This is a genomic window from Streptomyces sp. NPDC053750, from assembly GCF_044544295.1.
In the GTDB taxonomy this organism is placed as follows: domain Bacteria; phylum Actinomycetota; class Actinomycetes; order Streptomycetales; family Streptomycetaceae; genus Streptomyces.
Genome location: NZ_JBITXB010000004.1, coordinates 329,687 through 355,653, shown reverse-complemented (window position 1 = coordinate 355,653; position 25,967 = coordinate 329,687). Strand labels below are relative to the sequence as shown.

Here is a 25,967-nt window from a genome sequence, read left to right as displayed (position 1 = left end):
GGAGAACCGTTTGTCCACAGCCCGGGGCCGCCTGTAGCCAAAATGTGCCGACGACCGAACAATCGGTAGGTGAGGCCCGTCACACCCGTGGCGAGCCCGAAGCCGCTCCCACGAGGAGGTGCCGTCATGACGGTCATGGAGCAGCGGGGCGCGTACCGGCCCACACCGCCGCCCGCCTGGCAGCCCCGTACCGACCCCGCGCCGCTGCTGCCCGACGCGGAGCCGTACCGCGTCCTCGGCACGAAGGCGGCCGATCAGGCCGACCCCGCGTTGCTGCGCACGCTGTACACCCGCCTGGTGCACGGCCGGCGCTACAACGCGCAGGCCACGGCGTTGACCAAGCAGGGCCGGCTGGCCGTCTACCCCTCCAGCACCGGGCAGGAGGCCTGCGAGGTCGCCGCGGCCCTGGCGCTCCAGGGGCGGGACTGGCTCTTCCCCAGCTACCGCGACACGCTCGCCGTCGTCACCCGCGGCGTCGACCCGGTCCAGGCCCTCACCCTGCTGCGCGGCGACTGGCACACCGGGTACGACCCCTACGAGCACCGGGTCGCGCCCCTGTCCACGCCGCTGGCCACCCAGTTGCCGCACGCCGTTGGTCTCGCGCACGCCGCCCGTCTCAAGGGCGACGACGTGGTCGCGCTGGCCATGGTCGGCGACGGCGGCACCAGCGAGGGCGACTTCCACGAGGCGCTGAACTTCGCCGCCGTCTGGCAGGCCCCGGTCGTCTTCCTGGTGCAGAACAACGGCTTCGCGATCTCCGTCCCGCTCGCCAAGCAGACCGCCGCCCCGTCGCTGGCCCACAAGGCCGTCGGCTACGGGATGCCGGGCCGCCTGGTCGACGGCAACGACGCCGCCGCGGTGCACGAGGTCCTGTCCGACGCCGTACGGCACGCGCGCGCGGGCGGCGGTCCCACGCTGGTGGAGGCGGTGACGTACCGCGTCGAGGCGCACACCAACGCCGACGACGCGACCCGCTACCGGGGCGACGCCGAGGTCGAGGCCTGGCGCCGGCACGACCCGATCGAGCTGCTGGAACGGGAACTGACCGAGCGCGGCCTGCTCGACGAGGACGGCGTACGGGCCGCCCGCGAGGGCGCCGAGACCATGGCCGCCGACCTGCGCGCCCGCATGAACCAGGACCCGCAGCTCGACCCGATGGACCTGTTCGACCACGTCTACGCGGAGCCCACGCCGCAGCTCCGCGAGCAGCGGGACCGGCTGCGCGCGGAGCTGGCGGCCGAGGCCGAGGCAGAGCCGGCGGCAGAGTCAGAGGCGGGCGCCGGGGTCGGGGCCGCGCCGGAAGGGACGCACCGATGACCACCGTCGCCGCCAAGCCGGCCACCATGGCGCAGGCCCTCACGCGCGCGCTGCGCGACGCCATGGCCGACGACCCGAGCGTGCACGTCCTGGGCGAGGACGTGGGCACCCTCGGCGGCGTCTTCCGGGTCACCGACGGGCTCGCCGCGGAGTTCGGCGACCACCGCTGCACGGACACCCCGCTCGCCGAGGCCGGCATCCTCGGCACGGCCGTCGGCATGGCGATGTACGGGCTGCGCCCGGTCGTGGAGATGCAGTTCGACGCCTTCGCCTACCCGGCGTTCGAGCAGGTCGTCAGCCATGTCGCCAGGATGCGCAACCGCACGCGCGGGAAGATGCCCCTGCCGCTGACGATCCGCGTTCCCTACGGCGGCGGCATCGGCGGCGTCGAGCACCACAGCGACTCGTCCGAGGCGTACTACATGGCGACTCCGGGGCTCCATGTCGTCACGCCCGCGACCGTCGCCGACGCCTACGGGCTGCTGCGCGAGGCCATCGCCTCCGACGACCCGGTGGTCTTCCTCGAACCCAAGCGGCTGTACTGGTCGAAGGACGCCTGGAACCCCGAGGAGCCGGCGCCCGTTGAACCGACAGGCCGCGCGGTGGTGCGGCGCTCGGGCCGGAGCGCCACGCTCATCACGTACGGGCCGTCGCTGGTCGCCTGCATGGAGGCGGCGGAGGCGGCCCGGGCCGAGGGCTGGGACCTCGAAGTCGTCGATCTGCGCTCCCTGGTGCCGTTCGACGACGAGACGGTGTGCGCCTCGGTGCGGCGGACGGGACGCGCGGTCGTCGTCCACGAGTCGGGTTCCTTCGGGGGCCCGGGCGGGGAGATCGCGGCCCGGGTCACGGAGCGCTGCTTCCACCACCTGGAGGCGCCGGTGCTCAGGGTGGCCGGATTCGACGTCCCGTATCCTCCGCCCATGCTGGAGCGTCACCACCTGCCTGGTGTGGACCGGATCCTGGACGCCGTGGGGCGCCTGCAGTGGGAGGCCGAAAGCTGATGGCACACGCTTCTGATGGGCGCAGCCTGGAGTTCAAGCTCCCCGACCTCGGTGAGGGGCTCACCGAGGCGGAGATCGTGCGCTGGATGGTCGAGGTCGGTGACGTCGTCGCCGTCGACCAGCCGGTCGTCGAGGTCGAGACGGCCAAGGCGATGGTCGAGGTGCCCTGCCCCTACGGCGGTGTGGTCACCGCCCGCTTCGGCGAGGAGGGCACGGAGCTGCCCGTCGGGGCGCCGCTGCTGAGGGTGGCGGTCGACGAGAGCGTCGCCGGCGGGCGCCCGGCGCGGGATGCGGACACCGACGGCGAGGCGGCCGGGACGACGGCGGCCGGGGCGGCACAGGCCGGGACGAGCCGGGCCGCGGGGGCGAAGGCGATGGCCGCGGAGACCAGGGCCGGGGGTTCGGGCAACGTCCTGGTCGGTTACGGCACCTCCGAGGCGCCCGCGCGACGGCGCAGGGTGCGGCCGGCACCGTCGGCGTCTGCCGCCACGCCGCCCGCCACCGCCACGCCGCCCGTCGGCACCGCGGCGTCCGGGCGGACGAACGGCCGGGTGCGCACCGCCGATCCGGTGGACGGGCCCGTCCCCGTCATCTCCCCGCTGGTGCGCAGGCTGGCCCGGCAGCACGACCTGGATCTGCGCGAGCTGACCGGCTCTGGCCCGGACGGGCTGATCCTGCGGGCGGACGTGGAGTACGCGCTGCGCGCCACGGCCGCGCAGGGCGGCCGCACGGCGGCCCAGGAGACCCCCGCGCCCTCCGCGGCACGGTCCGGCGGCATCCGCACCCCCCTCAAGGGCGTCCGCGGAGCCGTCGCCGACAAGCTCTCCCGCAGTCGGCGCGAGATCCCGGACGCCACCTGCTGGGTGGACGCCGACGCGACCGAGCTGATGCGGGCGCGCACCGCGATGAACGCGGCCGGAGAACCGAAGATTTCGCTGGTCGCCCTGCTGGCCCGGATCTGCACCGCCGCACTGGCCCGTTTCCCCGACCTGAACTCCACGGTCGACACGCAGGCCCGGGAGGTCGTCCAACTCGACCAGGTCCACCTCGGTTTCGCCGCCCAGACCGACCGGGGACTGGTCGTGCCGGTCGTCCGCGACGCGCACGCACGGGACGCCGAGGGGCTCACCGCGGAGTTCGCCCGGCTGACCGAGGCGGCCCGTGCGGGGAGGCTCACCCCCGGCGAACTGACGGGTGGCACCTTCACGTTGAACAACTACGGCGTGTTCGGCGTCGACGGCTCCACGCCGATCATCAACCACCCCGAGGCGGCCATGCTCGGCGTCGGCCGTATCGTCCCCAAGCCCTGGGTGCACGAGGGCGAGTTGGCGGTGCGGCAGGTCGTCCAGCTGTCGCTCACCTTCGACCACCGGGTGTGCGACGGAGGCACCGCGGGCGGTTTCCTGCGGTACGTGGCGGACTGTGTGGAACAGCCGGCGGTGCTGCTGCGCACCCTGTGACGGCGCGGTGACGAGAGTGCCTTCGCGCACACTCTGATTGCGAGGGCTCCCCCGCGTTCCCTGTGATCGCGAGGGGACGCATACTCAGGGGGTGACCGCGTACGAGCCCCTCGGTGGCCCCGGCGCCGGCACCGGCCCCGCGCCGGGCCCGGGCCCCGCCCGGTACGACGCCGTCGTGCTCGCCGGCGGGGCAGCCCGGCGGCTCGGCGGCGCGGACAAGCCCGGTGTGCGCGTGGGCGGGCGCGCGCTGCTGGACCGGGTGCTCGCCGCCTGCGCCGGAGCGCGGACCACCGTCGTCGTCGCCGATCACCGGCCCACCGCGCGCCCGGTGACCTGGGCGCGGGAGGACCCGCCCGGCGGCGGGCCGCTCGCCGCCCTCGCCGCCGGACTGCGGCACACCACGGCCGAGTACGTGGTCGTGCTCTCGGCCGATCTGCCGTTCCTCGCCGGGCGGACCGTCGGTGCCCTGCTGTCGGCCCTCGCCGCGAGCGACGCCGAGGGCGTGCTGCTCACCGATGCCGACGGCCGCGACCAGCCCCTCGTCGCCGCCTACCGCGCCTCTGCGGTCCGCCGCGAACTGGCCGCACTCACCCGGGACCGGGCCGACCTCACCGGGTTGCCCCTGCGCCGCCTGACCGGCGCGCTCCGCCTCGCTCGGGTCCCCGACGCCGTCGCGTCCTTCGACTGCGACACCTGGGACGACATCGCCACCGCAAGGGCACGCATCAGGGAGCATGGTCACGTGTTGGATGAATGGATTTCCGCAGCCAAGGACGAGCTGGGCATCGACCTGGACGTCGACAGGGTTCTCCTGCTCGACCTCGCGCGTGACGCCGCCCACGGAGTGGCGCGGCCCGCGGCCCCGCTGACCACCTTCCTCGTCGGCTACGCCGCCGGGCGGGCCGGGGGAGGCCCCGAGGCGGTCGCCGAGGCCGCCCGCAAGGCCGCGGCCCTCGCCCGGCGCTGGGCGGAGGAGGCCGCCCAGGCAGCGGACGGCAAGCCCGACGCCGCCCCCGACACCCACCCGGGCGCCTGATGGCCTCCCCCGGCACCCGGGCCGACGAGGAAGCGGAAGACCTCGACGTCGAGGAGGCGCTCGCCCTCGTGAAGGAGCACCCCGGACTTCCCCACGATCACGGCGGCCACGTCGGCCACGCGACGACACCGGCGCACGGAACGCACTCCGGCCACCACGGCGCCTCCCGCGGCCAGGCCGACTCCCACCACCGCGCGACGCCCTGGCCCGAGGCACGGTCGACCGCCGAGCGCGCTGCCCGGGCCGCCGCCCGTGGCGCCCGCCGCGCCCCGCTCTCCGTGCCCCTCGAAGCGTCCCTGGGCCTCACCCTGGCCGCGCCCCTGCCCGCCCTCACCGATCTCCCCTCCTTCGACTCCTCCGCGATGGACGGCTGGGCCGTCGCCGGACCGGGCCCCTGGACCGTGCGCGACGAGGGTGTCCTGGCCGGCCACGCGGAGCCCGCGCCCCTCACCGACGGCGAGGCCGCCCGTATCGCCACCGGCGCCCGCGTCCCCCTGGACACCACTGCCGTCCTGCGCACCGAGCACGGCCGCACCGACGCCAAGGGCCGCCTGCACCCCACCCGCGAGGTGGTCCACGGCCAGGACATCCGCCCGCGCGGCCAGGAATGCCGCAGCGGCGACCAGCTGCTGCCCGTCGGCACCCTCGTCACCCCGGCCGTTCTGGGCCTCGCGGCAGCCGCCGGGTACGACACGCTCACCGCGATCCCCCGCCCCCGCGTCGACGTCCTCGTCCTCGGTGACGAGCTGCTGACCGAGGGCCTCCCGCACGACGGCCTCATCCGGGACGCACTGGGCCCGATGCTGCCGCCCTGGCTGCGAGCCATGGGCGCCGAGGTCCGCACGGTCCGCCGGATCGGTGACGACGCAGACGCCCTGCACCGGGCCGTCACCACCTCCGACGCCGACCTGATCGTGACGACCGGCGGCACCGCCGCGGGCCCCGTCGACCACGTTCACCCGACCCTGCGCCGCATCGGCGCCGACCTCCTCGTGGACGGCGTCAAGGTGCGCCCCGGCCACCCCATGCTGCTGGCCCGCCTCAGGGACGGCCAGCACCTCGTGGGCCTGCCCGGCAACCCCCTCGCCGCCGTCTCCGGCCTGCTCACGCTCGCCGAGCCGCTGCTGCGCACCCTCGCCGCCCGCCCGGCGCCGGAGCCGTACACGCTGCCCCTGCGGGACGCGGTGCACGGGCACCCGTACGACACCCGGCTCGTCCCCGTGGTCCTGCGCGGCGACAGTGCCGTACCTCTGCACTACAACGGTCCGGCCATGCTGCGCGGCGTCGCGGCGGCCGATGCCCTGGCCGTCGTCCCACCGGGCGGCGCGCGACCGGGGCAGGAGACCGAGCTGCTCGACCTGCCCTGGGCCACCGGCGGAATCGGAGTGTGTTTCACGTGAAACTTCCGGGCCAGGACGCGATCGCCCGCCAGGCGGACGAACACCTCGTGACCCACCGGGTGAAACTCCCGAGGAAGCTGGTGGAGCACCCGATCCGCCAGGTCGGCAAACGGCTGTCCCTCGCCCTGGTGGTCCTCGTGGCGACCGCTTTCATCGTCTATGCCGATCACGATGGCTACAACGACAACTCCGACGGCTCCCTCGACCTCCTCGACGCCTTCTACTACGCCACCGTCACCCTCTCCACCACCGGGTACGGCGACATCACACCCGTCAGCGACGCCGCCAGGCTGACCAACATCTTCGTCATCACGCCGCTGCGCGTGATGTTCCTGATCATCCTGGTCGGCACCACGCTGGAAGCCCTCACCGAGCGCACTCGGGAGGAGTGGCGCCTGAACCGCTGGAGGTCCACCTTGCGCGATCACACCGTCGTCGTCGGCTTCGGTACGAAGGGGCGCTCGGCGATCCAGACCGTCTGCGCGACCGGGCTGCGGAAGGAACAGGTCGTCGTGGTCGATCCCAGTGGGAAGGCCATCGAGGCCGCGACAGCCCACGGTTACGCGGGCGTGGTGGGTGACGCGACGCGCAGTGACGTGCTGAACCGGGCCGAGGTGTTCCGGGCGAAGCAGATCATCATCGCCACCCAGCGCGACGACACGGCCGTACTGGTCACCCTGACGGCCCGGCAGCTCAACCGCGGCGCGAAGATCGTGGTCGCGGTCCGCGAGGAGGAGAACGCGCCGCTGCTGAAGCAGTCCGGCGCCGACGCCGTGATCACCAGCGCCAGCGCCGCCGGCCGACTGCTCGGCCTCTCCGTGCTCAGCCCGGCGGCCGGCATGGTCATGGAGGACCTCATCAGCCAGGGCAGCGGCCTCGACCTCGTCGAACGACCGGTCATAAAGGCCGAGGTGGGCAGGAGCCCGCGCGAGGTGGACGACCTGGTGGTGAGCGTGCTGCGCGGACACCGGGTGCTCGGCTACGACGATCCGGTCGTCGGAGGGCTGGAGCTGACGGACCGCCTGATCACGATCGTGCGGGCGACGACGGTCACCCACGTGACCCCCGACGCCCGCCAGCTGCCCCGCGACTGACGGCGCCGCACGGTCCGCGGCGCCGCCGGTCGCGTGTCGCGAAGGGCTACTTGCGGTTGTAGAGCCGCATCGTGACCGGGCCGAAGACCAGCAGGAGCAGGCCCGCCCAGCCCAGCGTCCAGCCGATCTCGGCGCCGGGCCAGTCGCCCGCCATCAGACCCCGCACCGCGGACGCCAGGTGTGTGATCGGGCTGTTGTTGACGAAGGCCTGCAGCCAGCCGGGCATGGTCTTCGGGTCGACGAAGACGTTGGACAGGAAGGTGAGCGGGAAGATCACCATCATGCTGACGCTCATCACCGACTTCTCGGTGCGCAGCATCAGCCCGAACATCGTCCAGATCCACGAGAAGGCGAACGAGAACACCAGCAGCAGCGCGATGCCGGCGACCACGCCGACGAACCCGCCGTCGGGCCGGTAGCCCAGCAGCAGACCCACGGCGAGCATCACGACGGACGCGATCGTGTAGCGCAGCGCGTCGCCGAGCAGATAGCCGACCATCGCCGACGGCCGCCAGATCGGCAGCGAGCGGAACCGGTCGAAGACGCCCTTCTCGATGTCGATGTTCACCGACACCCCGGTGTACATCGTGATCATCACGACCGACATCACGAGGATGCCCGGCAGTACGAACTGGATGTAGTCACTGGGCGAACCCGCCAGCGCACCGCCGAAGAGGTACGTGAACATCAACAGGTTCATGATCGGGAAGGCGGTGACGTCGAAGAGCTGCTCCGGCACGTGCTTGATCTTGAGGATCGCGCGCCATCCGAACGTCACCGACGTGGACAGGGAGCTGGGCCTCGGCGGGCGCTCCTTGGTGACCAGCAGGGCCGCCAGCGACTCGGTGCTGACTGCGGAGAGTTCCGTGTTCTCGGTGTTCGTGGCCGTGCTCATGCCGCCACCTCGCCCTTCGCGTCCGTGCCGTCGCCGTTGCCGTTGCCGGCGCTCTGGCCGGTGTCGTGGCCGGTCAGCGCCAGGAAGACCTCGTCGAGGCTGGGCTGTCCGAGGGAGAAGTTGTCGACCGTGATGCCGGCCCGGGCCAGCTCGCCGAGCGCCTTGGCGGCCTGGTCGGCCGCGGTGTCGCTCGCCGCCACGCCCAGGCGGGCGGTCAGCGCCACCGGGTCGGGCTCCCGCTGCACCTCGGCGACCAGCAGGTCTCGCAGCAGCCGCTCGGCCTCGGGCCGCTGGTCGGCGTCCCGCAGCCGCAGATGGACGGAACCGGCGCCGACGGACGCCTTGAGCTCGCCCTTGGTGCCCTCGGCGATCACCCGGCCCTTGTCGATGACGGCGATCCGGGAGGCCAGCTGGTCGGCCTCGTCCAGGTACTGCGTGGTCAGCAGCACGGTCGTGCCCTGGGCGACGACCGCGCGCACGATGTCCCACACCTGGTTGCGGCTGCGCGGGTCGAGGCCGGTGGTCGGCTCGTCGAGGAAGAGCAGGTCGGGGGTGTTGAGGATGGACGCGGCGATGTCGATGCGCCGCCGCATGCCGCCGGAGTAGTGCTTGACCTGCTTCGCCGCCGCGTCCGTCAGCCCGAAGGCCTCCAGCAGCTGGGCGCCCCGCTCCCGCGCGGTCTTCTTGCCGTGCCCGAGGAGACGGCCCAGCAGGACCAGGTTCTCCGTGCCGGTGAGGTCCTCGTCCACGGAGGCGTACTGCCCGGTGAGGCTCACCCGGCCGCGCACCTCGTCCGCCTCGCGCACGACGTCGTGGCCGAAGACGTGTGCCTGCCCGCCGTCCGGCCGCAGCAGGGTGGCGAGCATCTTCACCGTGGTGGTCTTGCCGGCGCCGTTCGGGCCGAGGACGCCGTAGACCGTGCCGGCGGGCACCGCGAGGTCCACGCCGTCCACGGCGCGAGTCTCGCCGAACGTCTTCACCAGGCCCGCGGTCTCGATCGCGAGCCCGGACGTGTGCGTGCTCATGCTTGGTGGTCCTTCCGCGTTCTGCGACTGCGCGTTCTTGGGCTACACATGGGAAGACCTTTACCGTCGCGCAAACTCATCGGTCGCGCACAGGGATTTCCCGGCAGACGGTCCCAAAGTCGTACTCCCCTCCGACCGGGGACCCAGGTGGACGGGCCCGCCCAGGGGGCGAGGAGTAGCGTCGGCCCCATGCATGCGATCACGATTCCCGAACCCGGAGGCCCCGAGGCGCTGGTGCGGGCCGAGGTCCCCGACCCGGTGCCCGGCGAGGGCGAGGTCCTGGTCGAGGTGGCGGCCAGCGCCGTCAACCGCGCCGACATCATGCAGCGCCAGGGCTTCTACGACCCCCCGCCCGGCGCCTCGCCCTACCCCGGCCTGGAGTGCTCCGGGCGCATCACCGCGCTCGGCGCGGGCGTGTCCGGATGGTCCGTCGGCGACGAGGTGTGCGCGCTGCTCGCGGGCGGCGGTTACGCCGACCAGGTCGCGGTGCCGGCCGGTCAGCTGCTGCCGGTGCCCGAGGGCATCGGCCTGCGGCAGGCGGCGGCGCTGCCCGAGGTGGTCTGCACCGTCTGGTCGAACGTCTTCATGGTCGCCCACCTGCGCCCCGGCGAGACCCTGCTCGTCCACGGCGGTTCCAGCGGCATCGGCACCATGGCGATCCAGCTCGCCAAGGCCGTCGGCGCCAAGGTCGCCGTGACGGCGGGCAGCAAGGAGAAGCTGGAGCGCTGCGCCGAGCTGGGCGCCGACATCCTGATCAACTACCGGGAGCAGGACTTCGTCGCCGAGGTGAAGGAGGCGACGGACGGCGCGGGCGCCGACGTCATCCTCGACAACATGGGCGCCAAGTACCTGGACCGCAACGTCCAGGCCCTCGCCGTCAACGGCCGGCTCGCGATCATCGGTATGCAGGGCGGCCGCAAGGGCGAGCTGAACATCGGCATGCTCCTGGCCAAGCGCGCCGCGGTCAGCGCGACCTCGCTGCGCGCCCGCCCGCCGGCGGAGAAGGCGGCGATCGTGGCGGCCGTACGCGAACACGTCTGGCCGCTGCTCGCCGGAGGGCACGTCCGTCCGATCGTCGACCGCGAACTGCCGATGAGCGAGGCGTCCGCCGCGCACCGGATCGTGGAGGAGAGCGGCCACATCGGGAAGGTGCTGCTGATCGCCTCGTCGTAGCCGGTCGCCCCCGCCCCGGGAGGTGTCAGCCCCGCCGCAGCCGGAGGCCGACGAAGGCCAGGGCCAGGCCGAGACCGATGAGGACGAGTCCGCTGCCGAGCGGCAGGACGCGCAGGACGGGCCCGGCGGAGCCCTCGGCCCGGGTGCCGGCCTGCGCCGGTGCCCGGGACGCGGACGGGGACGGGGTCGCCGAGGGCACCGGGGCGGCCTTCCCGGGCGGTACGACGACCTCCGTACCGTCCCAGAGGCGCGCGGCGCCGTCCCCGCCGGGCGCCTCACCGGCCTTCTCCGCCGGGCCGTGCTGGTCCCGGCCCTGCTTGTCCCGTTCTTCCTTGCCCCGTTCCCGCGTGTCCGGTTCCTGCGCCGGGGGCCGTCCGGGCCGCTGTCGTCCCTCGCTCGGCCTGCTCCCCGCCTGGGAGGGCTCCGGCTCCGCCGTGGCGGCGCCGGGCGCTGAGGGGGCGGGCCGGGCGGGCTTCGCGGAGCCGTGTGCCGTGCTGCCCGCCGGTCCCGACGTCGGCCGCCCGGCCGGGCGGGTCCTGGTCGCGGACGGGGCGGCGGGGCCGGCACCGGGGCCGTCCTGAGCCGGGTGCCCGCCGTGGCCGTGCGGGCGCTCGCGACCGCTGTGCCCGGTGTGGCCGTCCGGGCCGGCGCCCCTTCCCGTACCTGAGGAGCCGGCCGATCCCGCGGGAGAAGGGGCGAGCCTGGCCTCGGCCGTCGCGAACCCGGCGCCGTGCGCCGCCCCCGCCGCGTACGGCGTCGCCAGCGCGCCCAACCCCAGGGCCCCCACCAGTCCCGTCGCTCGCAGTGTGCGCAGCCATGGAGACACGCCCGCGGCCTCCTCCCGGTATCGTCCCGCCGCCGAAATCGACGGATCAAGCCTCACACCTACCCGTGATCCCGGCATTTCGGACTCCGCCGTACGCGGGAGCCCGGCCTTTCTCGGGGGCGCCACCCCGACGGGGCATACGGGTGCGCGAGAATGGCGGCATGGAGATGCCGAGGAACGACAGGTCGCCGGAGAACCCCCAGATCCTGGTCGTCGGCCAGGACGGAATGGCGCTCAGCGGCGGCGGAGGAGACGACGACTCCCGCGAAACCCCGGTGACCGAGCAGGTGGAGCAGCCTGCCAAGGTCATGCGGATCGGCAGCATGATCAAGCAGCTGCTGGAGGAGGTGCGCGTCGCACCCCTGGACGAGGCGAGCCGCGCCCGGCTCAAGGAGATCCACGCCAGCTCGGTGAAGGAGCTGGAGGACGGGCTGGCCCCGGAGCTGGTCGAGGAGCTGGAGCGGCTCTCCCTGCCCTTCACCGACGACGTGACGCCGACGGACGCCGAACTGCGGATCGCCCAGGCCCAGCTGGTCGGCTGGCTGGAGGGCCTGTTCCACGGCATCCAGACCACGCTGTTCGCCCAGCAGATGGCCGCGCGGGCCCAGCTGGAGCAGATGCGCCGCGCCCTGCCGCCGGGCGTCGGCCAGGACGGCGAGGAGCCGCACCCGGGCCCCCGCACGGGCGGCCCCTACCTGTAGATGCCGTAGGAGCGGTCACGACGACGCGCAGGGCCCGGCAGCCGGTGCTGCCGGGCCCTGCGCGTGGTGCCGTGCGCGGATCAGGACGAGGGGGGATTGCCCGTCGAGACCTTGAGCTGGATCTGCGGCATGTTCTTCGGGTCGACGTCCGTGCCGGGCGCGGGGAACTGGTCCCGGACCGAGCCCTCGCCGTACGTGTTCTCGTCGACCGGGACGACCTTCATGGTCCAGCCGGCGGCCTGGAAGCACTCCTTGACCGAGCCGATGTACTTGAACGTGAAGTCCGGGACCTTGATCTTGTCAGGGTCGTTGTAGGACTCGTCCGGCTCGGTGCACTCGTCCTTCTCGATCGTCTTCGTCGTGTCCGGCCCGCGGTAGCCCGCCGCCTTCGTCGCCGACGGGGACGAGGAGCCGTCCCCGCCCTTGGCCTCGTCGTCGCCGCCGTTGTTCATCAGCAGCGCGCCGATCAGACCGCCGACCACCAGGACGGCGACCACGATCGATCCGATGACCACCGTCTTGTTGGACTTGCCGCCGCCCGAGGACCCGGACGCCGGGGGCGTCGGCGTGATGTTGTACGGCGGCGGGGTCGACGCGTTCTGCGGGGCGTAGGCGGCCGGCGTCTGGTAGCCGCCCTGCTGCGGATAGCCGTACGCGGGGGAGGGCGCGGCCGGCGCCGGGGTGCCGTACGGGTTCGGGGCCGGCGTCGGCTGGTACGGCGTCTGGACCGGACCCGTGGGCGCCGGGGTGGCCTGGTCGACCGGCGGGAACACCGCGGAGCCGACGCCCGCGCCGCTCGGCGTGTTCGCGCCGGGCACGATGCTCGGCGGGGCGGCGTGGAAGGACGACGCCACGCGCAGGCACTCGTCCCGCATCGCCTCGGCGCTCGGGAAGCGTTCGTTCGGGTTCTTCTTCAGCGCGCGGGCCACCAGGGCGTCCACGGCCGGCGGCAGGGAGCGGTTGACGGACGACGGGGCGACCGGCTCCTCCTGCACGTGCGCGTACGCGATGGCCAGCGGCGAGTCCGCGTCGAACGGCAGGCGCCCGGTGACCAGCTGGAAGAGCATGATGCCGACCGAGTACAGGTCGGAGCGGGCGTCCACGCCGCGCCCCAGGGCCTGTTCCGGCGAGAGGTACTGGGGGGTGCCGACGACCATGCCGGTCTGCGTCATCGACGTCACGCCGGACTGCATGGCGCGGGCGATGCCGAAGTCCATCACCTTGACCACGCCGCGCTTGGTCATCATCACGTTGCCCGGCTTGATGTCGCGGTGGACCAGGCCCATCTCGTGGCTGATCTCCAGCGCCGCCAGCACATCGGCGGTGATCTTCAGCGCCTTGTCGGCGGGCATCGCGCCCTGCTGCCGGACGTCCTCGTCGAGCACCGAGCCGAGCGGCCGGCCCTCGACGTACTCCATGACGATGTAGGGGGTCGGCATGCCGTCCCCGAGCGTGTCCTCGCCGGTGTCGAAGACCGAGACGATGTTGGTGTGCGTGAGCTTGGCCACCGCCTGGGCCTCGCGGCGGAAGCGCTCGCGGAAGGCCTGCTCCCGGCCCAGCTCGGTGTGGAGTGTCTTGATCGCGACCTGTCGGTCCAGCACCGAGTCGTACGCCAGGTGCACGGAGGCCATGCCGCCCTCGCCGAGCAAGTCGCGCAGCTGGTAGCGGCCGCCGGCGAGCGCCCGCCCCGCGTACCGGCCCTGTCCGGCGTCCTGGCTCATGTCTCTGCGTCCCCCATAGGCGCCGCGGCGCCGGTGGCAGCGGCACGCGCGCTCGCGTTTGTGATCGTGATCGAAAGTGCTATTCCCGGCCAAGTCTGCCCCAGGCCACTGACACGTCAAGCGCGGTGCCCGTTCCGTGACCGTACGCGAAGGAAGCGTCGCGGAAGCGTTACAGGGGTCGTACGGCCGGCACACAGAATTTGCACGACAGTACGGAACCAGGGTTTCATGACCGGTCCGTCTGTTGCCGGTCCCCGCGCCCATCTCGGACCGGAGGCGCCCGCGAAGGCTGTAGCGTGGCCGACGGAGACCGTAACAACACCGCGCGCACCGCGGGCAGAAACGACGGCGAGGACTGATGGCACAGCAGCAGCGCGCCCAGGGCCCGTCCGAACCCGAGGCGACTGGCGGCGGTATGTCTGACGCGCCGGAGATCTGGGGCAACGGCGGCCTGGTCGGCGACGGCCGGTACCGGCTGACCCGCAGGCTCGGGCGGGGCGGCATGGCCGAGGTGTTCGCCGCCGAGGACGTCCGTCTCGGGCGCACCGTGGCGGTCAAGCTGCTGCGCGCCGACCTCGCGGAGGACCCGGTCTCCAAGGCCCGCTTCACGCGCGAGGCGCAGTCGGTGGCCGGCCTCAACCACCACGCCATCGTGGCCGTGTACGACTCCGGCGAGGACGTCGTCGGCGGCCAGTCCGTGCCGTACATCGTGATGGAGATCGTCGAGGGCCGCACCATTCGCGACCTCCTCCTCAACGCCGAGGCGCCCGGCCCCGAGCAGGCCCTGATCATCGTCTCCGGGGTCCTGGAGGCGCTCGCCTACTCGCACCAGCACGGCATCGTGCACCGCGACATCAAGCCGGCGAACGTCATCATCACGCACAACGGCGCGGTGAAGGTGATGGACTTCGGCATCGCCCGCGCCCTGCACGGCGCCCAGTCGACGATGACGCAGACCGGCATGGTGATGGGCACCCCGCAGTACCTCTCCCCGGAGCAGGCCCTCGGCAAGGCCGTCGACCACCGCTCCGACCTGTACGCGACGGGCTGCCTGCTCTACGAACTGCTCGCGCTGCGCCCGCCCTTCACCGGGGAGACCCCGCTGTCGGTGGTCTACCAGCACGTCCAGGACATCCCGACGCCGCCCTCCGAGGCCTCCGACGCCGCGCCGCCGGAGCTCGACGGCCTGGTGATGCGCTCGCTGGCCAAGGAGCCCGACGACCGCTTCCAGACCGCGGAGGAGATGCGCGGCCTGGTCCAGTACGCGCTGCAGATGCTCTACGAGCAGGGCGGCCACACCGGCACCTGGAACACCGGCCCGGTCGCCATGCACGACGGCCGGCACACCCCGGCGGCCGGGATGGCGGGCACCACGGTGCTGCCGCACCCCGACCACGGCGTCTCGGGCACCCAGCAGATCCCCCAGCCGATCCTGCCGAACGGCTACGGCGGGGGCGACGACGGCGGCTTCGAGGGCAACGGCAACAAGGGCAGCGGCCGGGGCAAGCTGTGGGTCCTGGCCGTCCTCGCGGTCATCGCCATCGCCGCGGGCGTCGCGCTGGCCCTGAACAACGGCGGGGGCGGCGAGGGCGGAGGCGGCAAGGGCACCACCCAGTCGCCCACCACCACGCCGAGCACCGACGACGCGTCGCCCAGCGAGTCGCCCAGCGACGAGGCGACCCAGGAGACCACCGACCCGGGCACGGACGAGGACAACGGCGGCTCGGGCTCGGGCGGCGACGACTACACGCCGTCGTACACGCCCTCCTACACGCCGTCGCAGACCGCGACGGAGGAGCCGACCGGTGAGCCGACCGACGGCCAGACGGATCCGTCCACGCCGACGGACGGTGGTGAGCCGACGGACGGTGGTGAGCCGACCGACGGTGGTGAGCCGACGGACGGTGGTGAGCCGACCGGCGGTGGTGAGCCGACCGGCGGCGTGACCGGCGTCCCCGGTGGCTCCGAGGGCGACGGCTGACCCGAAGCACCCCACCACGCGCGCGTGCGCCCCGGAAACGGGCCACGCGCGCGTCGTGTTTTCCGGACCTCGCAGCGACCTCGCAGCGACCTCGCAGCGGAATACCCGGTTTTCTCCGTCCTCTTCTCCGTGTCCTCTTTCTCCGTCTTCGGGCACCCGCTCGGAGTCACACACCGACTCTTCCCGTGCCCGGGGTGGCCGGGATAACGTGCCGTTGTTCCGGCCCCCTGCGAGGCTGTGACCAGTAGAAGTTCCCGACTTTGCCGATTTACTTGGAAATCCGAGTAAACACGCAGGTCAGGAGGGGTTTCACAGAAATGTGGAGCACTGGGTAACGTGCTGTTCGCAGGGCGCTCGCCGGGGCACCTGTCACGCCTGTTCCCGATCGCGGCGCACCCACCCTGTGCGTCCTTCGGGCCGCAGGTGAGCCGCACTGGCTTCCGGCGAACCCGGGGGCCGGACCGACGGAGGAGCACACGTGACCGAGAGCACTGCCGCGCGCAAGCCGCGACGCAGCGCCGGAAGCAAGGCGGCCGGCACCACCGGCGCCAAGCGCACCACCCGTACCGCTGCCAAGAAGGGCTCCGAGACGGAGCTCGTGCAGCTGCTGACGCCAGAGGGCGAGCGCGTCGACAACGCCGCGTACGCCGAGTACGCGGAGTTCGTCGCCGGCATCACCCCGGACGAGCTGCGCGGCCTGTACCGAGACATGGTGCTCACGCGGCGCTTCGACGCCGAGGCCACGGCCCTGCAGCGCCAGGGCGAGCTGGGCCTGTGGGCCTCCCTGCTGGGCCAGGAGGCCGCCCAGATCGGCTCCGGCCGGGCCACCCGCGAGGACGACTACGTCTTCCCGACCTACCGCGAGCACGGCGTCGCCTGGTGCCGCGGGGTCGACCCGACCAACCTGCTCGGCATGTTCCGCGGCGTGAACAACGGCGGCTGGGACCCCAACAGCAACAACTTCCACCTGTACACCATCGTCATCGGCTCCCAGGCGCTGCACGCCACGGGCTACGCGATGGGCGTCGCCAAGGACGGCGCGGACTCCGCCGTGATCGCCTACTTCGGCGACGGCGCCTCCAGCCAGGGCGACGTCAGCGAGGCGTTCAACTTCGCCGCCGTCTACAACGCCCCGGTGGTGTTCTTCTGCCAGAACAACCAGTGGGCGATCTCCGAGTCCAACGAGAAGCAGACCCGCGTTCCCCTCTACCAGCGCGCCCAGGGCTTCGGCTTCCCCGGCGTCCGAGTCGACGGCAACGACGCGCTGGCCTGCCTCGCGGTCACCCGGTGGGCCCTGGAGCGGGCGCGCCGTGGAGAGGGCCCGGCGCTGATCGAGGCGTACACGTACCGCATGGGCGCCCACACCACCTCCGACGACCCCTCCCGCTACCGGCACGACGACGAGCGCGCCGCCTGGGAGGCGAAGGACCCGATCCTGCGCCTTCGCCGCTACCTGGAGTCCGCAAACCACGCGGACGAGGGATTCTTCGAGGAACTGGAGACGGAGAGCGAGGCGTTGGGCAAACGAGTGCGCGAGGTGGTCCGTGCCATGCCGGACCCGGACCGGTTCGCCATCTTCGAGAACGCGTACGCGGACGGGCACGCGCTCGTCGACGAGGAGCGAGCCCAGTTCGCCGCCTACCAGGCGTCGTTCGCAGAGGCTGAGGGGGTCTGACATGGCTACGGAAAAGATGGCGCTGGCCAAGGCGATCAACGAGTCGCTGCGCCGCGCGCTGGACTCGGACCCCAAGGTCCTGATCATGGGCGAGGACGTCGGCAAGCTCGGCGGCGTCTTCCGGGTCACCGACGGACTGCAGAAGGACTTCGGCGAGGACCGGGTCATCGACACCCCGCTGGCCGAGTCCGGCATCGTCGGCACCGCCATCGGCCTGGCCCTGCGCGGCTACCGCCCGGTGGTGGAGATCCAGTTCGACGGCTTCGTCTTCCCGGCCTACGACCAGATCGTCACCCAGCTGGCGAAGATGCACGCCCGTTCGCTGGGCAAGGTCAAGCTGCCGGTCGTCGTCCGCATCCCCTACGGCGGCGGCATCGGCGCGGTCGAGCACCACTCCGAGTCCCCCGAGGCGTTGTTCGCCCACGTGGCGGGCCTGAAGGTGGTCTCGCCGTCGAATTCGGCGGACGCGTACTGGATGATGCAGCAGGCCATCCAGAGCGACGACCCGGTGATCTACTTCGAGCCCAAGCGGCGGTACTGGGACAAGGCCGAGGTCAACACGGAGGCCATCCCCGGCCCGCTGCACACCGCGCGCGTGGTGCGCGAGGGCACCGACCTCACGCTGGCCGCGTACGGCCCGATGGTGAAGCTCTGCCAGGAGGTCGCCGACGCGGCGGCCGAGGAGGGCCGCTCCCTGGAGGTCGTCGACCTGCGGTCCCTCTCCCCGATCGACTTCGACACGATCCAGGCCTCGGTGGAGAAGACCCGCCGCCTGGTCGTGGTCCACGAGGCGCCGGTGTTCCTGGGCTCGGGCGCGGAGATCGCCGCCCGGATCACGGAGCGCTGCTTCTACCACCTGGAGGCCCCGGTCCTGAGGGTCGGCGGCTACCACGCGCCGTACCCGCCGGCGCGGCTGGAGGAGGAGTACCTGCCCGACCTGGACCGGGTGCTGGATGCCGTCGACCGCTCGCTGGCGTACTGAGGAGGGGAGCGTGACGACGATGACGGACAGCTCCGTGCGTGAGTTCAAGATGCCCGACGTGGGCGAGGGACTCACCGAGGCCGAGATCCTCAAGTGGTACGTCCAGCCCGGTGACACGGTCACCGACGGCCAGGTGGTGTGCGAGGTCGAGACGGCGAAGGCCGCCGTCGAACTGCCCATCCCCTACGACGGCGTGGTCCGCGCGCTGCACTTCCCCGAGGGCACCACGGTCGACGTGGGCACGTCGATCATCGCGGTGACCGTGGGCGGCGCGGCGGCCGGCGAGCCGGAGCCGGAGCCGGTCGAGGAAGCGCCCGCCGCGGCGGAGGAGCCGAAGCCGGAGGGCCGCCAGCCGGTCCTGGTCGGCTATGGCGTCGCCACCTCCTCGACCCGCCGCCGCCCCCGCAAGAGCGCCCAGGGACCGGCCCAGGAGGCCCCGCCGGCCGCCGCCGCGATCCAGGCCGAGATGAACGGCCACGGACCGGCCGCACCGGTCACCCGCGAGCGTCCGCTCGCCAAGCCCCCGGTGCGCAAGCTGGCCAAGGACCTCGGCGTCGACCTCGCCGTGATCACCCCGACCGGCCCGGACGGCATCATCACGCGCGAGGACGTGCACGCGGCGGCGGCGCCCGCGCAGGCCCCGGAGCCGCAGGCGACACCGGCCGCCCCCGTCGCCCCGGCCGCCCCCGCGGTGCCGACGGCTTCGGTACCGGCTTCGGCGTCGTACGACACGGCACGCGAGACCCGCATCCCCGTCAAGGGCGTCCGCAAGGCGACCGCGGCGGCGATGGTCGGCTCGGCGTTCACGGCGCCTCACGTCACCGAGTTCGTGACGGTCGACGTGACGCGCACCATGAAGCTGGTCGAGGAGCTCAAGCAGGACAAGGAGTTCACGGGCCTGCGCGTGAACCCGCTCCTGCTGATCGCCAAGGCCCTCCTGGTTGCGATCAGGCGCAACCCGGACATCAACGCGTCCTGGGACGAGGCGGCACAGGAGATCGTGGTCAAGCACTACGTCAACCTGGGCATCGCCGCCGCGACCCCGCGCGGCCTGATCGTGCCGAACATCAAGGACGCCCACGCCAAGACGCTGCCGCAGCTGGCGGAATCACTCGGCGAGCTGGTGTCCACGGCCCGGGAGGGCAAGACGTCCCCCGGCGCCATGCAAGGCGGCACGGTGACCATCACCAACGTCGGCGTCTTCGGTGTCGACACCGGCACGCCGATCCTCAACCCGGGCGAGTCCGCGATCCTCGCGGTCGGTGCGATCAAGCTCCAGCCGTGGGTGCACAAGGGCAAGGTGAAGCCGCGTCAGGTGACCACCCTGGCCCTGAGCTTCGACCACCGCCTGGTCGACGGCGAGCTGGGCTCCAAGGTCCTCGCCGACGTGGCGGCGATCCTGGAACAGCCGAAGCGGCTGATCAGCTGGGCGTGAGGCCCGCGAACCGACTAGGTTCATGAGACGGGAGGGGCGCCGCAAGTACCGATTGCGACGCCCCTCCTGCTGTGCCGGTCGGCTCAGACCTGGTGCAGCACGTACACCGGCGCCCCGTCCTCGGCCCCGCCCCGCGAGTGAATGCAGGCGTGCTTGCGCAGCAGCCGGAGGCAGTCGTTGACCCGGCGCACGGAGAGCCCCGTACGGGCGGCGATCGACTCCAGCGGCTCGCGCAGCTCACCCTGTTCGACGAGCACCGGGGCGATGACCACGGCCACCGCCCACACGTCCTCGGTCACGGACAGCCGTTGCCGCCAGTCGGCCAGTACCGACTCGGTGGTGGGCCGCGCGGCGAGGGGGGCCCTGGGCGTCCGACGTTCGAGGACGAGGGTGTCGAACCGGTCCGCGATGCGTTCCATCGCCCGGACCATGGCCTGTTGCACGGCGAGGGTGGCCTGCTGGGTGACCAGCAGTTCCCTCTGCAGGGCCACCATCTCCTTCTGCAAAGAAATCGATTCGCGCTGCCCGTCGGCCAGCTTCTCGTCCAGGTGAAGGTTGTGCGCCTCCAGCCGCACGATGGCCTCGGCAACCTGCTCCGGCATGGCGTAGGCGATGGGCGCACCCGGTCCGGCGGGCTGTACCTCGGCCTCGTCCAGAGAGTACGAACCTTCGCGCTGCACGGTCTCGATGACTTCGGCGACCCACTGCTTGAAGGGGGCACAGGCCGGTTTGGTGCAGGCGTTGACGAGGAGGATGAGACCTTGGAGAGAGATGACATTCAAGTCTCGACGCCACTCTCTACCTGCGGGAATGCTGAGACCGTAAGCTCCACTTACGGTCTCGAGAGACTCTCGGTGCTCGGCGGGAAGATGATCTGAGAGAGCCTGCCGGGAGTTGCTGTGTCCGAGTTCCTTGCAGACGTCCACCGCCGGAAACCAGTGGCTTCCGTCCGGCATCGTCAGCCTCCGTACCCGGGCGCCGGTCGCCGCGTAGACGAAGTCACTGACGTCGATCGCGTCGTTCTGCTCGGCAGAGTTCTGCCGTTTGTTGGGTTCGTTCATGTGAACCACCTCCGCCGCGGAACGTAGGACGGAGCCGAGGGCATATGCCAGCCAGGCCAGGGAAGTTCACGACTGCGAGCGAAGATGATCGAAAAACCGCTGCACCGGCCGATGGTGTGTGCAAGGGGCCCACCGGCACCGGTGAGCCCCTTCGCACGTGGCGGTGAGGTTCAGGTTCTGTCGAAGCCGAAGTTCATGAGCTTCGTCGCGTCCTTGGCGCGCTGGGTGGACGACGAGGAGGCCAGGACCGTGCCGATGACGGTCCTGCCCTCGCGGGTCGCGGCGAAGACCAGGCAGTACTTGGCCTCCGGGCCCGATCCGGTCTTCACGCCGATCGCGCCGCGGTAACTGCCCAGCAGGGTGTTGGTGTTGGTCCAGGGCGCCATCGTGCGGGTGCCGCCCTTCTTGGTCGTCGTTCTCGCCGTGTACTTCTTGGTCTTGACGATCGTGCGGAAGGTGGAGCTCTTCATCGCACTGCTCGCGAGTTTCGTCAGGTCGCGCGGCGTCGAGTAGTTCTTGCCGTTGCCGATGCCGTCGAACGAGTCGAAGTGGGTGTTCTTCAGGCCGAGGCTCCTGGCGGTGGCGTTCATCTTGCCGATGAACGACTTCACCCGGGCCGCCCGTGTGGTGCCCGAACCGAACTTGTCGGCCAGCGCGTACGCGGCGTCGCAGCCGGAGGGCAGCATCAGCCCGTACAGCAGCTGGCGGACCGTCACCTTGTCGCCGACGATCAGGCGTGCGGAGGAGGCGTTCTTCGACACGATGTAGTCGCTGTAGGCCATCTGGATCGTGACCTTGGCGTCCAGGTTCAGCTTCGGCTGGGAGAGGACGACCTTGGCGGTCATGATTTTGGTTGTGGAGCCGGTGGAGCGTTTGGTGTCCGCGGCCTTGGTGTAGAGCGATCTGCCGTTCGCGTCGTTCATCACGAAGCCGCCCTTGGCGACGATCGAGGGCGCGGCGGCGGCCCGCGCGGGCGCGGCGGCCTGTGCGGGCGCGGTGGAGAGGGATCCGGTCGTGAGGACGGCGCCGCCGGCCAGGGCGACGGCGACGGCTCGGCGGAGGCGGATGCCCGGAATGCTGTTTATCACGTCAGATACCCCGATGATGGTGAATTCCCCTGAGATGCGGCCGCCTTGTGGTCCGTGCAGCTCTGGCCGCATTCGTGCGAGATGTGCATAGCACGGTCCGCCGCGCGGCGTTCGCGGCAGGCCGCCGGGTCCCCCTGACGAGTGGCCGCGTGTCCGCATGATGGACCGGGCCCTTCTTGCGTACCTGTTGTATCTATCCTGTCGGCATGACCACGGCAGTGAAGCAACCCCCCGCGGCGGACCGCGTCTACACCCACGTCAAACAGGGCGTCCTGGAGCGCCGTTACGAGGGCGGGACCCTGCTCACCGAGGGCGAGCTCGCCGAGGCCGTGGGCGTGTCGCGCACGCCGGTGCGCGAGGCGCTGCTCCGGCTGGAGGTCGAGGGCCTGATCCGGCTCTACCCGAAGAAGGGCGCCCTGGTCCTGCCCGTCTCCGCGCAGGAGATCGCGGACGTGGTGGAGACCCGGCTGCTGGTCGAGGAGCACGCGGCCAGGAAGGCCGTACCCGCACCGCACGGCCTCGTCGAGCGCCTGGAGGAACTGCTCGCCCGGCAGAAGGAGCAGGCCGCCGCGGGCGACCTCGCCGCCGCCTCCGTCACCGACCGCTGCTTCCACGCCGAGATCGTCCGCAGCGGCGGCAACGAGATCCTCTCCCGCCTCTACGACCAGCTCCGCGACCGCCAGCTGCGCATGGGCGTCGCCATCATGCACTCCCACCCCGACCGGATCGCCAAGACCCTCGCCGAGCACGAGGAGATCCTCGAGGCGCTGCGCTCCGGGGACGCCGAGGCCGCCGTCGGCGTGGTCCACCGGCACGTGGGCTGGTTCTCGCACCTGGCCCGGGGGGAGGTCCGATGAGCTCGGTCACGTCGGCCGGGAGGACCCTGCCCGGTGATCCGCCGGGCGGCCGGCGCGCGATCGCGGTCTGGAGCGTCGGCGTCGCCGTCTACTTCGTCGCCGTCATCTTCCGTACGTCCCTGGGGGTGGCCGGCCTCGACGCCGCCGACCGCTTCCACGTCAACGCCTCCGCGCTGTCCACCTTCTCCATCCTCCAGCTGCTGGTGTACGCCGGCATGCAGATACCCGTCGGGCTGCTGGTCGACCGGCTCGGCACGAAGAAGGTGCTGGGCATCGGCGTCGTCCTGTTCACGGTGGGGCAACTGGGCTTCGCCTTCTCCCCGTCGTACGGCATGGCGCTCGCCTCGCGGGCGCTGCTCGGCTGCGGTGACGCGATGACGTTCATCAGCGTGCTGCGGCTGGGCACCCGTTGGTTCCCGGCCCGGCGCGGGCCGATGGTCGCCCAGCTCGCCGGACTGGCCGGCATGGCGGGCAACCTGGTCTCCACGCTGGTCCTGGCCCGGCTGCTGCACGGCATCGGGTGGACGGCGGCGTTCGCGGGGAGCGCGCTGGCGGGGGTGGTCGTCTTCGTCCTGCTGGTGCTCTTCCTCAAGGACCACCCCGAGGGGCACGAGCCGGAGCCGCTGCCACACCAGGGGGCCGCGTACGTACGGCGGCAGATCGCGATGTCCTGGCGGGAGCCGGGGACGCGGCTCGGGCTGTGGGTGCACTTCACCACCCAGTTCCCGGCGATGGTCTTCCTGCTGCTGTGGGGGATGCCGTTCCTGGTCGAGGCGCAGGGGCTGTCCCGGGCCACGGCCGGCACGCTGCTCACTCTTGTCGTGCTGTCCAACATGACGGTCGGCCTCGTCTACGGCCAGGTCATTGCCCGGCACCACGGGGCGCGGCTGCCGCTGGCGCTCGGCACGGTGGGGGCGACGGCGCTGCTCTGGGCGGCGACGCTCGCCTATCCGGCCGACCATGCGCCGATGTGGCTGCTGGTCGTGCTGTGCGCGGTGCTGGGTGCGTGCGGGCCGGCGTCGATGATCGGCTTCGACTTCGCGCGGCCGGCGAATCCGCCGGAGCGGCAGGGGACGGCGTCCGGGATCACGAACATGGGTGGGTTCGTGGCGTCGATGACGACGTTGTTCGCGGTGGGCGTGCTGTTGGACGCGACGGGGGACGACTACGGGATCGCGTTCTCGTCCGTGTTTGTGCTGCAGGCGCTTGGGGTCACGCAGATCCTGCGGTTGCGGAAGCGGGCGGCTCGGCGGGAGCGGGAGCGGTTGGTCGCGAGTCGGGTGGAGACGGTGCACGTTCCTGTGTAGGTACCCGGCGTAGGTGCGGGACTGGCTGGGGGCTGCCGCCCCCAGACCCCCGCTTTCGGCCTGAACGGCCTCGTCCTCAATCGCCGGACGGGCTGATTTCGCTCCCCTGCGTCACTGGGTGACCACGAAGTTCCGCAGGATCGCCGCCGACAGGTCCGGGTCGCCCTCTGTTTTGATGCGGTCCGCTGCCGCGTCCGGGGTCACGCGGCCGCAGGCCAGGCGGACGTACGTCTCCCAGTCGAGGGTGAGGGTGGCGGCGGGGCCGAGGGCCGGGGACGATTCGAGGGTGCCGCGGCCCTGGATGTCGACGCGGATGGTGCGCAGGAACTCGACCGGGCCGTGGACGTCGAAGACGACGGCCGAGCTGCGCGGTGCGTCCGCGCGTTCGGCGACGACGGCGGGCAGCTCGCCGAGCAGCACGTCACGGGCGATGTGGGCGCCGGGGGAGTCGAGGTTGCCGGGGTGGCCGAGGGCCGTGCGCAGGTCCTGCTCGTGTGCCCACACGTCGAAGGCGTGCCGGCGCATCGCCTCCTCGAGGGTCAGCTCGGTGCCCAGCGGGCCGCGCACCTTCGTGCCGGGGTCCCGGGACTCGTTCCGCAGCTGGCGGTTGCGCCGGATGATCATGTACTCCAGCTCGGAGGTCATCTCCGGCGCCGTGTGGTGACGGCGGACGTCGACCTGCATCTCCATGTAGCGCTGGTGGTCGGTGGTGACGTGGAAGAGGTCGCGCGGGAGGGTGTGGATGGGGCGCGGGTCGCCCAGCATCTCGGAGTCCAGGCCCATCACATGGGAGACGACATCGCGCACCGACCAGGCCGGGCAGGGGGTGCGGCGGTTCCACTCTGCCTCCACAAGCGGCTGGACCAGCTCGGATATCGCCTCGATGGAGTGAGTCCAGGCGTCGGCGTAGGGCTGGAGGGTGGGATGCAGACTCACGGAACGGGACCCCTCGGCGGTCGGTACTCGGGCGGGTTGTGGCGGCGGGTGCCAGTGGGAGGTGGCGGCGGTCGGTGGGCGTCTTGAGACGCTAAGTTACGCTGCTGTGCGGCACCCCGGCAGTGCTTTCGTGTGACGATCGTAGGCCGTGCGGACGGCTTGAACGCCAGGACGGTGGTAGTGTGCGCGCCTCTTTGATCCAAATCGCCGTGAATGAGGGTGAAACGCCTGAAGCGCGTCGCCTGCGTGCCGCGGCGCTGGTACGGGACCGGGCGGGCGCCGATCTCGTCGTGCTGCCGGAGCTGTGGACCACGGGCGCGTTCGCCTTCGACGAGTTCGACGGGGCGGCCGAGCCGCTGGAAGGCCCGACGTACGAGGCGATGGCGAAGGCGGCGAGCGACGCGGGCGTGTGGCTGCACGCGGGGTCCGTCCCCGAGCGCGCCCCCGACGGAACGCTCTACAACACCTCCCTCGTCTTCTCCCCCGCCGGTGACCTGGCCGCCGCCTACCGCAAGATCCACCGCTTCGGCTTCGACAAGGGCGAGGCCGTGCTGATGGGCGCGGGGCGCGAGCCGGTGACGGTGCGTCTGCCCGGGACGACCCTGGGTGTGGCGACCTGTTACGACCTCCGCTTCCCCGAACTCTTCCGCTCGCTCGTCGACGCCGGTGCCGAGACCCTCGTCGTCCCGGCTGGCTGGCCGGAGCGCCGCCGGTCCCACTGGACGCTCCTGGCCCAGGCACGGGCGGTGGAGAACCAGGCGTTCGTCCTCGCGTGTGGAACGGCCGGGACGCACGCCGGAGTTCCGCAGGCCGGTCACTCGATCGTGGTCGATCCCTGGGGCGAGGTCCTGGCGGAGGCCGGCCCGGACGAGGAGGTCCTCACGGTGGAGTTCGACCCGGCGAAGGTGACGCAGACCCGCGAGCAGTTCCCGGCGCTGAAGGACCGGGTGCTGGGACTGGAGCCGCCGCGGCGGTAGGCCGACCGGACCCGGGGAA

At 72.0% G+C, this 25,967-nt stretch carries 22 protein-coding genes; 15 read left to right on the top strand and 7 right to left on the bottom strand.

What is annotated here, in order from left to right; all coding sequences use genetic code 11:
* Positions 1-126 precede the first annotated feature (126 nt).
* The 6 genes from pdhA (ACIGO6_RS14325) to ACIGO6_RS14300 all read left to right on the top strand — a co-directional run bounded on the left by pdhA (ACIGO6_RS14325) (position 127) and on the right by ACIGO6_RS14300 (position 7,308).
* The gene (gene pdhA / locus ACIGO6_RS14325; RefSeq protein ID WP_399875418.1) at positions 127-1,317 is read left to right on the top strand and encodes a pyruvate dehydrogenase (acetyl-transferring) E1 component subunit alpha; all 1,191 of its coding nucleotides are present in this window, start codon (positions 127-129) and stop codon (positions 1,315-1,317) included.
* Entirely contained in the window at positions 1,314-2,318 is a 1,005-nt protein-coding gene (locus ACIGO6_RS14320) for an alpha-ketoacid dehydrogenase subunit beta (protein ID WP_399875416.1), read from the top strand. Before pdhA (ACIGO6_RS14325) ends, ACIGO6_RS14320 begins: the two co-directional genes overlap by 4 nt.
* On the top strand, positions 2,318-3,778 hold the full coding sequence (locus ACIGO6_RS14315; protein WP_399875414.1) for a dihydrolipoamide acetyltransferase family protein: 1,461 nt from the start codon (positions 2,318-2,320) through the stop codon (positions 3,776-3,778). The genes ACIGO6_RS14320 and ACIGO6_RS14315 overlap by 1 nt, the downstream gene beginning before the upstream one ends.
* Before the next feature lie 91 nt (positions 3,779-3,869).
* Positions 3,870-4,814 carry an NTP transferase domain-containing protein gene (locus tag ACIGO6_RS14310; RefSeq protein ID WP_399875412.1) on the top strand — a complete coding sequence of 315 codons (945 nt, stop codon included), beginning with the start codon at positions 3,870-3,872 and terminating at the stop codon, positions 4,812-4,814.
* Positions 4,814-6,214: a molybdopterin molybdotransferase MoeA gene (locus ACIGO6_RS14305; RefSeq protein WP_399875410.1), complete on the top strand. Its 1,401-nt coding sequence runs from the start codon at positions 4,814-4,816 to the stop codon at positions 6,212-6,214. Before ACIGO6_RS14310 ends, ACIGO6_RS14305 begins: the two co-directional genes overlap by 1 nt.
* Positions 6,211-7,308: a potassium channel family protein gene (locus ACIGO6_RS14300; protein WP_399875408.1), complete on the top strand. Its 1,098-nt coding sequence runs from the start codon at positions 6,211-6,213 to the stop codon at positions 7,306-7,308. Before ACIGO6_RS14305 ends, ACIGO6_RS14300 begins: the two co-directional genes overlap by 4 nt.
* 46 nt (positions 7,309-7,354) lie before the next feature.
* Here the strand turns inward: ACIGO6_RS14300 and ACIGO6_RS14295 are convergent, their stop codons facing one another.
* Positions 7,355-8,203 carry an ABC transporter permease gene (locus ACIGO6_RS14295; RefSeq protein WP_399875406.1) on the bottom strand — a complete coding sequence of 283 codons (849 nt, stop codon included), beginning with the start codon at positions 8,201-8,203 and terminating at the stop codon, positions 7,355-7,357.
* Positions 8,200-9,228: an ATP-binding cassette domain-containing protein gene (locus ACIGO6_RS14290; protein ID WP_399875405.1), complete on the bottom strand. Its 1,029-nt coding sequence runs from the start codon at positions 9,226-9,228 to the stop codon at positions 8,200-8,202. Before ACIGO6_RS14290 ends, ACIGO6_RS14295 begins: the two co-directional genes overlap by 4 nt.
* A 189-nt stretch (positions 9,229-9,417) precedes the next feature.
* Here ACIGO6_RS14290 and ACIGO6_RS14285 point away from each other — a divergent pair, with 189 nt between their 5' ends.
* A complete protein-coding gene (locus ACIGO6_RS14285; protein WP_399875403.1) occupies positions 9,418-10,401 on the top strand; it encodes an NAD(P)H-quinone oxidoreductase in 984 nt (327 codons plus the stop codon).
* Between the two features lie 25 nt (positions 10,402-10,426).
* On the opposite strand, the gene ACIGO6_RS14280 is transcribed toward ACIGO6_RS14285, so the two are convergent.
* Positions 10,427-11,227, bottom strand: a complete 801-nt coding sequence (locus ACIGO6_RS14280) for a hypothetical protein (protein ID WP_399875402.1) — start codon at positions 11,225-11,227, stop codon at positions 10,427-10,429.
* A gap of 161 nt (positions 11,228-11,388) precedes the next feature.
* Here ACIGO6_RS14280 and ACIGO6_RS14275 point away from each other — a divergent pair, with 161 nt between their 5' ends.
* The gene (locus ACIGO6_RS14275) at positions 11,389-11,928 is read left to right on the top strand and encodes a bacterial proteasome activator family protein (protein ID WP_399875400.1); all 540 of its coding nucleotides are present in this window, start codon (positions 11,389-11,391) and stop codon (positions 11,926-11,928) included.
* 80 nt (positions 11,929-12,008) lie between these two features.
* On the opposite strand, the gene ACIGO6_RS14270 is transcribed toward ACIGO6_RS14275, so the two are convergent.
* Positions 12,009-13,649 (bottom strand): protein kinase, encoded by a 1,641-nt coding sequence (locus ACIGO6_RS14270; RefSeq protein WP_399875398.1) that lies wholly within the window; start codon positions 13,647-13,649, stop codon positions 12,009-12,011.
* Positions 13,650-14,007: 358 nt separating this feature from the next.
* Between ACIGO6_RS14270 and ACIGO6_RS14265 the strand changes: the two genes are divergently transcribed.
* The 4 genes from ACIGO6_RS14265 (at position 14,008) to ACIGO6_RS14250 (ending at position 19,722) form a co-directional block, all read left to right on the top strand.
* Positions 14,008-15,630: a protein kinase gene (locus ACIGO6_RS14265; protein WP_399875397.1), complete on the top strand. Its 1,623-nt coding sequence runs from the start codon at positions 14,008-14,010 to the stop codon at positions 15,628-15,630.
* A gap of 478 nt (positions 15,631-16,108) precedes the next feature.
* Positions 16,109-17,305: a pyruvate dehydrogenase (acetyl-transferring) E1 component subunit alpha gene (pdhA, locus tag ACIGO6_RS14260; RefSeq protein ID WP_399875395.1), complete on the top strand. Its 1,197-nt coding sequence runs from the start codon at positions 16,109-16,111 to the stop codon at positions 17,303-17,305.
* Positions 17,306-17,321: 16 nt separating this feature from the next.
* Positions 17,322-18,287 carry an alpha-ketoacid dehydrogenase subunit beta gene (locus ACIGO6_RS14255; RefSeq protein ID WP_399875850.1) on the top strand — a complete coding sequence of 322 codons (966 nt, stop codon included), beginning with the start codon at positions 17,322-17,324 and terminating at the stop codon, positions 18,285-18,287.
* 19 nt (positions 18,288-18,306) lie between these two features.
* The gene (locus ACIGO6_RS14250; RefSeq protein WP_399875848.1) at positions 18,307-19,722 is read left to right on the top strand and encodes a dihydrolipoamide acetyltransferase family protein; all 1,416 of its coding nucleotides are present in this window, start codon (positions 18,307-18,309) and stop codon (positions 19,720-19,722) included.
* 83 nt (positions 19,723-19,805) lie between these two features.
* On the opposite strand, the gene ACIGO6_RS14245 is transcribed toward ACIGO6_RS14250, so the two are convergent.
* Both ACIGO6_RS14245 and ACIGO6_RS14240 read right to left on the bottom strand, forming a co-directional pair.
* A complete protein-coding gene (locus tag ACIGO6_RS14245; protein WP_399875393.1) occupies positions 19,806-20,783 on the bottom strand; it encodes a Bro-N domain-containing protein in 978 nt (325 codons plus the stop codon).
* A gap of 170 nt (positions 20,784-20,953) precedes the next feature.
* Positions 20,954-21,871 carry a D-alanyl-D-alanine carboxypeptidase family protein gene (locus tag ACIGO6_RS14240; RefSeq protein WP_399875391.1) on the bottom strand — a complete coding sequence of 306 codons (918 nt, stop codon included), beginning with the start codon at positions 21,869-21,871 and terminating at the stop codon, positions 20,954-20,956.
* Positions 21,872-22,077: 206 nt separating this feature from the next.
* Between ACIGO6_RS14240 and ACIGO6_RS14235 the strand changes: the two genes are divergently transcribed.
* Both ACIGO6_RS14235 and ACIGO6_RS14230 read left to right on the top strand, forming a co-directional pair.
* On the top strand, positions 22,078-22,728 hold the full coding sequence (locus tag ACIGO6_RS14235; RefSeq protein WP_399875389.1) for a GntR family transcriptional regulator: 651 nt from the start codon (positions 22,078-22,080) through the stop codon (positions 22,726-22,728).
* Positions 22,725-24,035, top strand: a complete 1,311-nt coding sequence (locus tag ACIGO6_RS14230; protein ID WP_399875387.1) for a nitrate/nitrite transporter — start codon at positions 22,725-22,727, stop codon at positions 24,033-24,035. Before ACIGO6_RS14235 ends, ACIGO6_RS14230 begins: the two co-directional genes overlap by 4 nt.
* Positions 24,036-24,146: 111 nt before the next feature.
* Here the strand turns inward: ACIGO6_RS14230 and ACIGO6_RS14225 are convergent, their stop codons facing one another.
* Positions 24,147-24,971 (bottom strand): maleylpyruvate isomerase family mycothiol-dependent enzyme, encoded by an 825-nt coding sequence (locus ACIGO6_RS14225; RefSeq protein WP_399875386.1) that lies wholly within the window; start codon positions 24,969-24,971, stop codon positions 24,147-24,149.
* A 182-nt stretch (positions 24,972-25,153) separates the two neighbouring features.
* Between ACIGO6_RS14225 and ACIGO6_RS14220 the strand changes: the two genes are divergently transcribed.
* Positions 25,154-25,948 carry a carbon-nitrogen family hydrolase gene (locus ACIGO6_RS14220; protein ID WP_399875384.1) on the top strand — a complete coding sequence of 265 codons (795 nt, stop codon included), beginning with the start codon at positions 25,154-25,156 and terminating at the stop codon, positions 25,946-25,948.
* Positions 25,949-25,967: the final 19 nt, after the last annotated feature.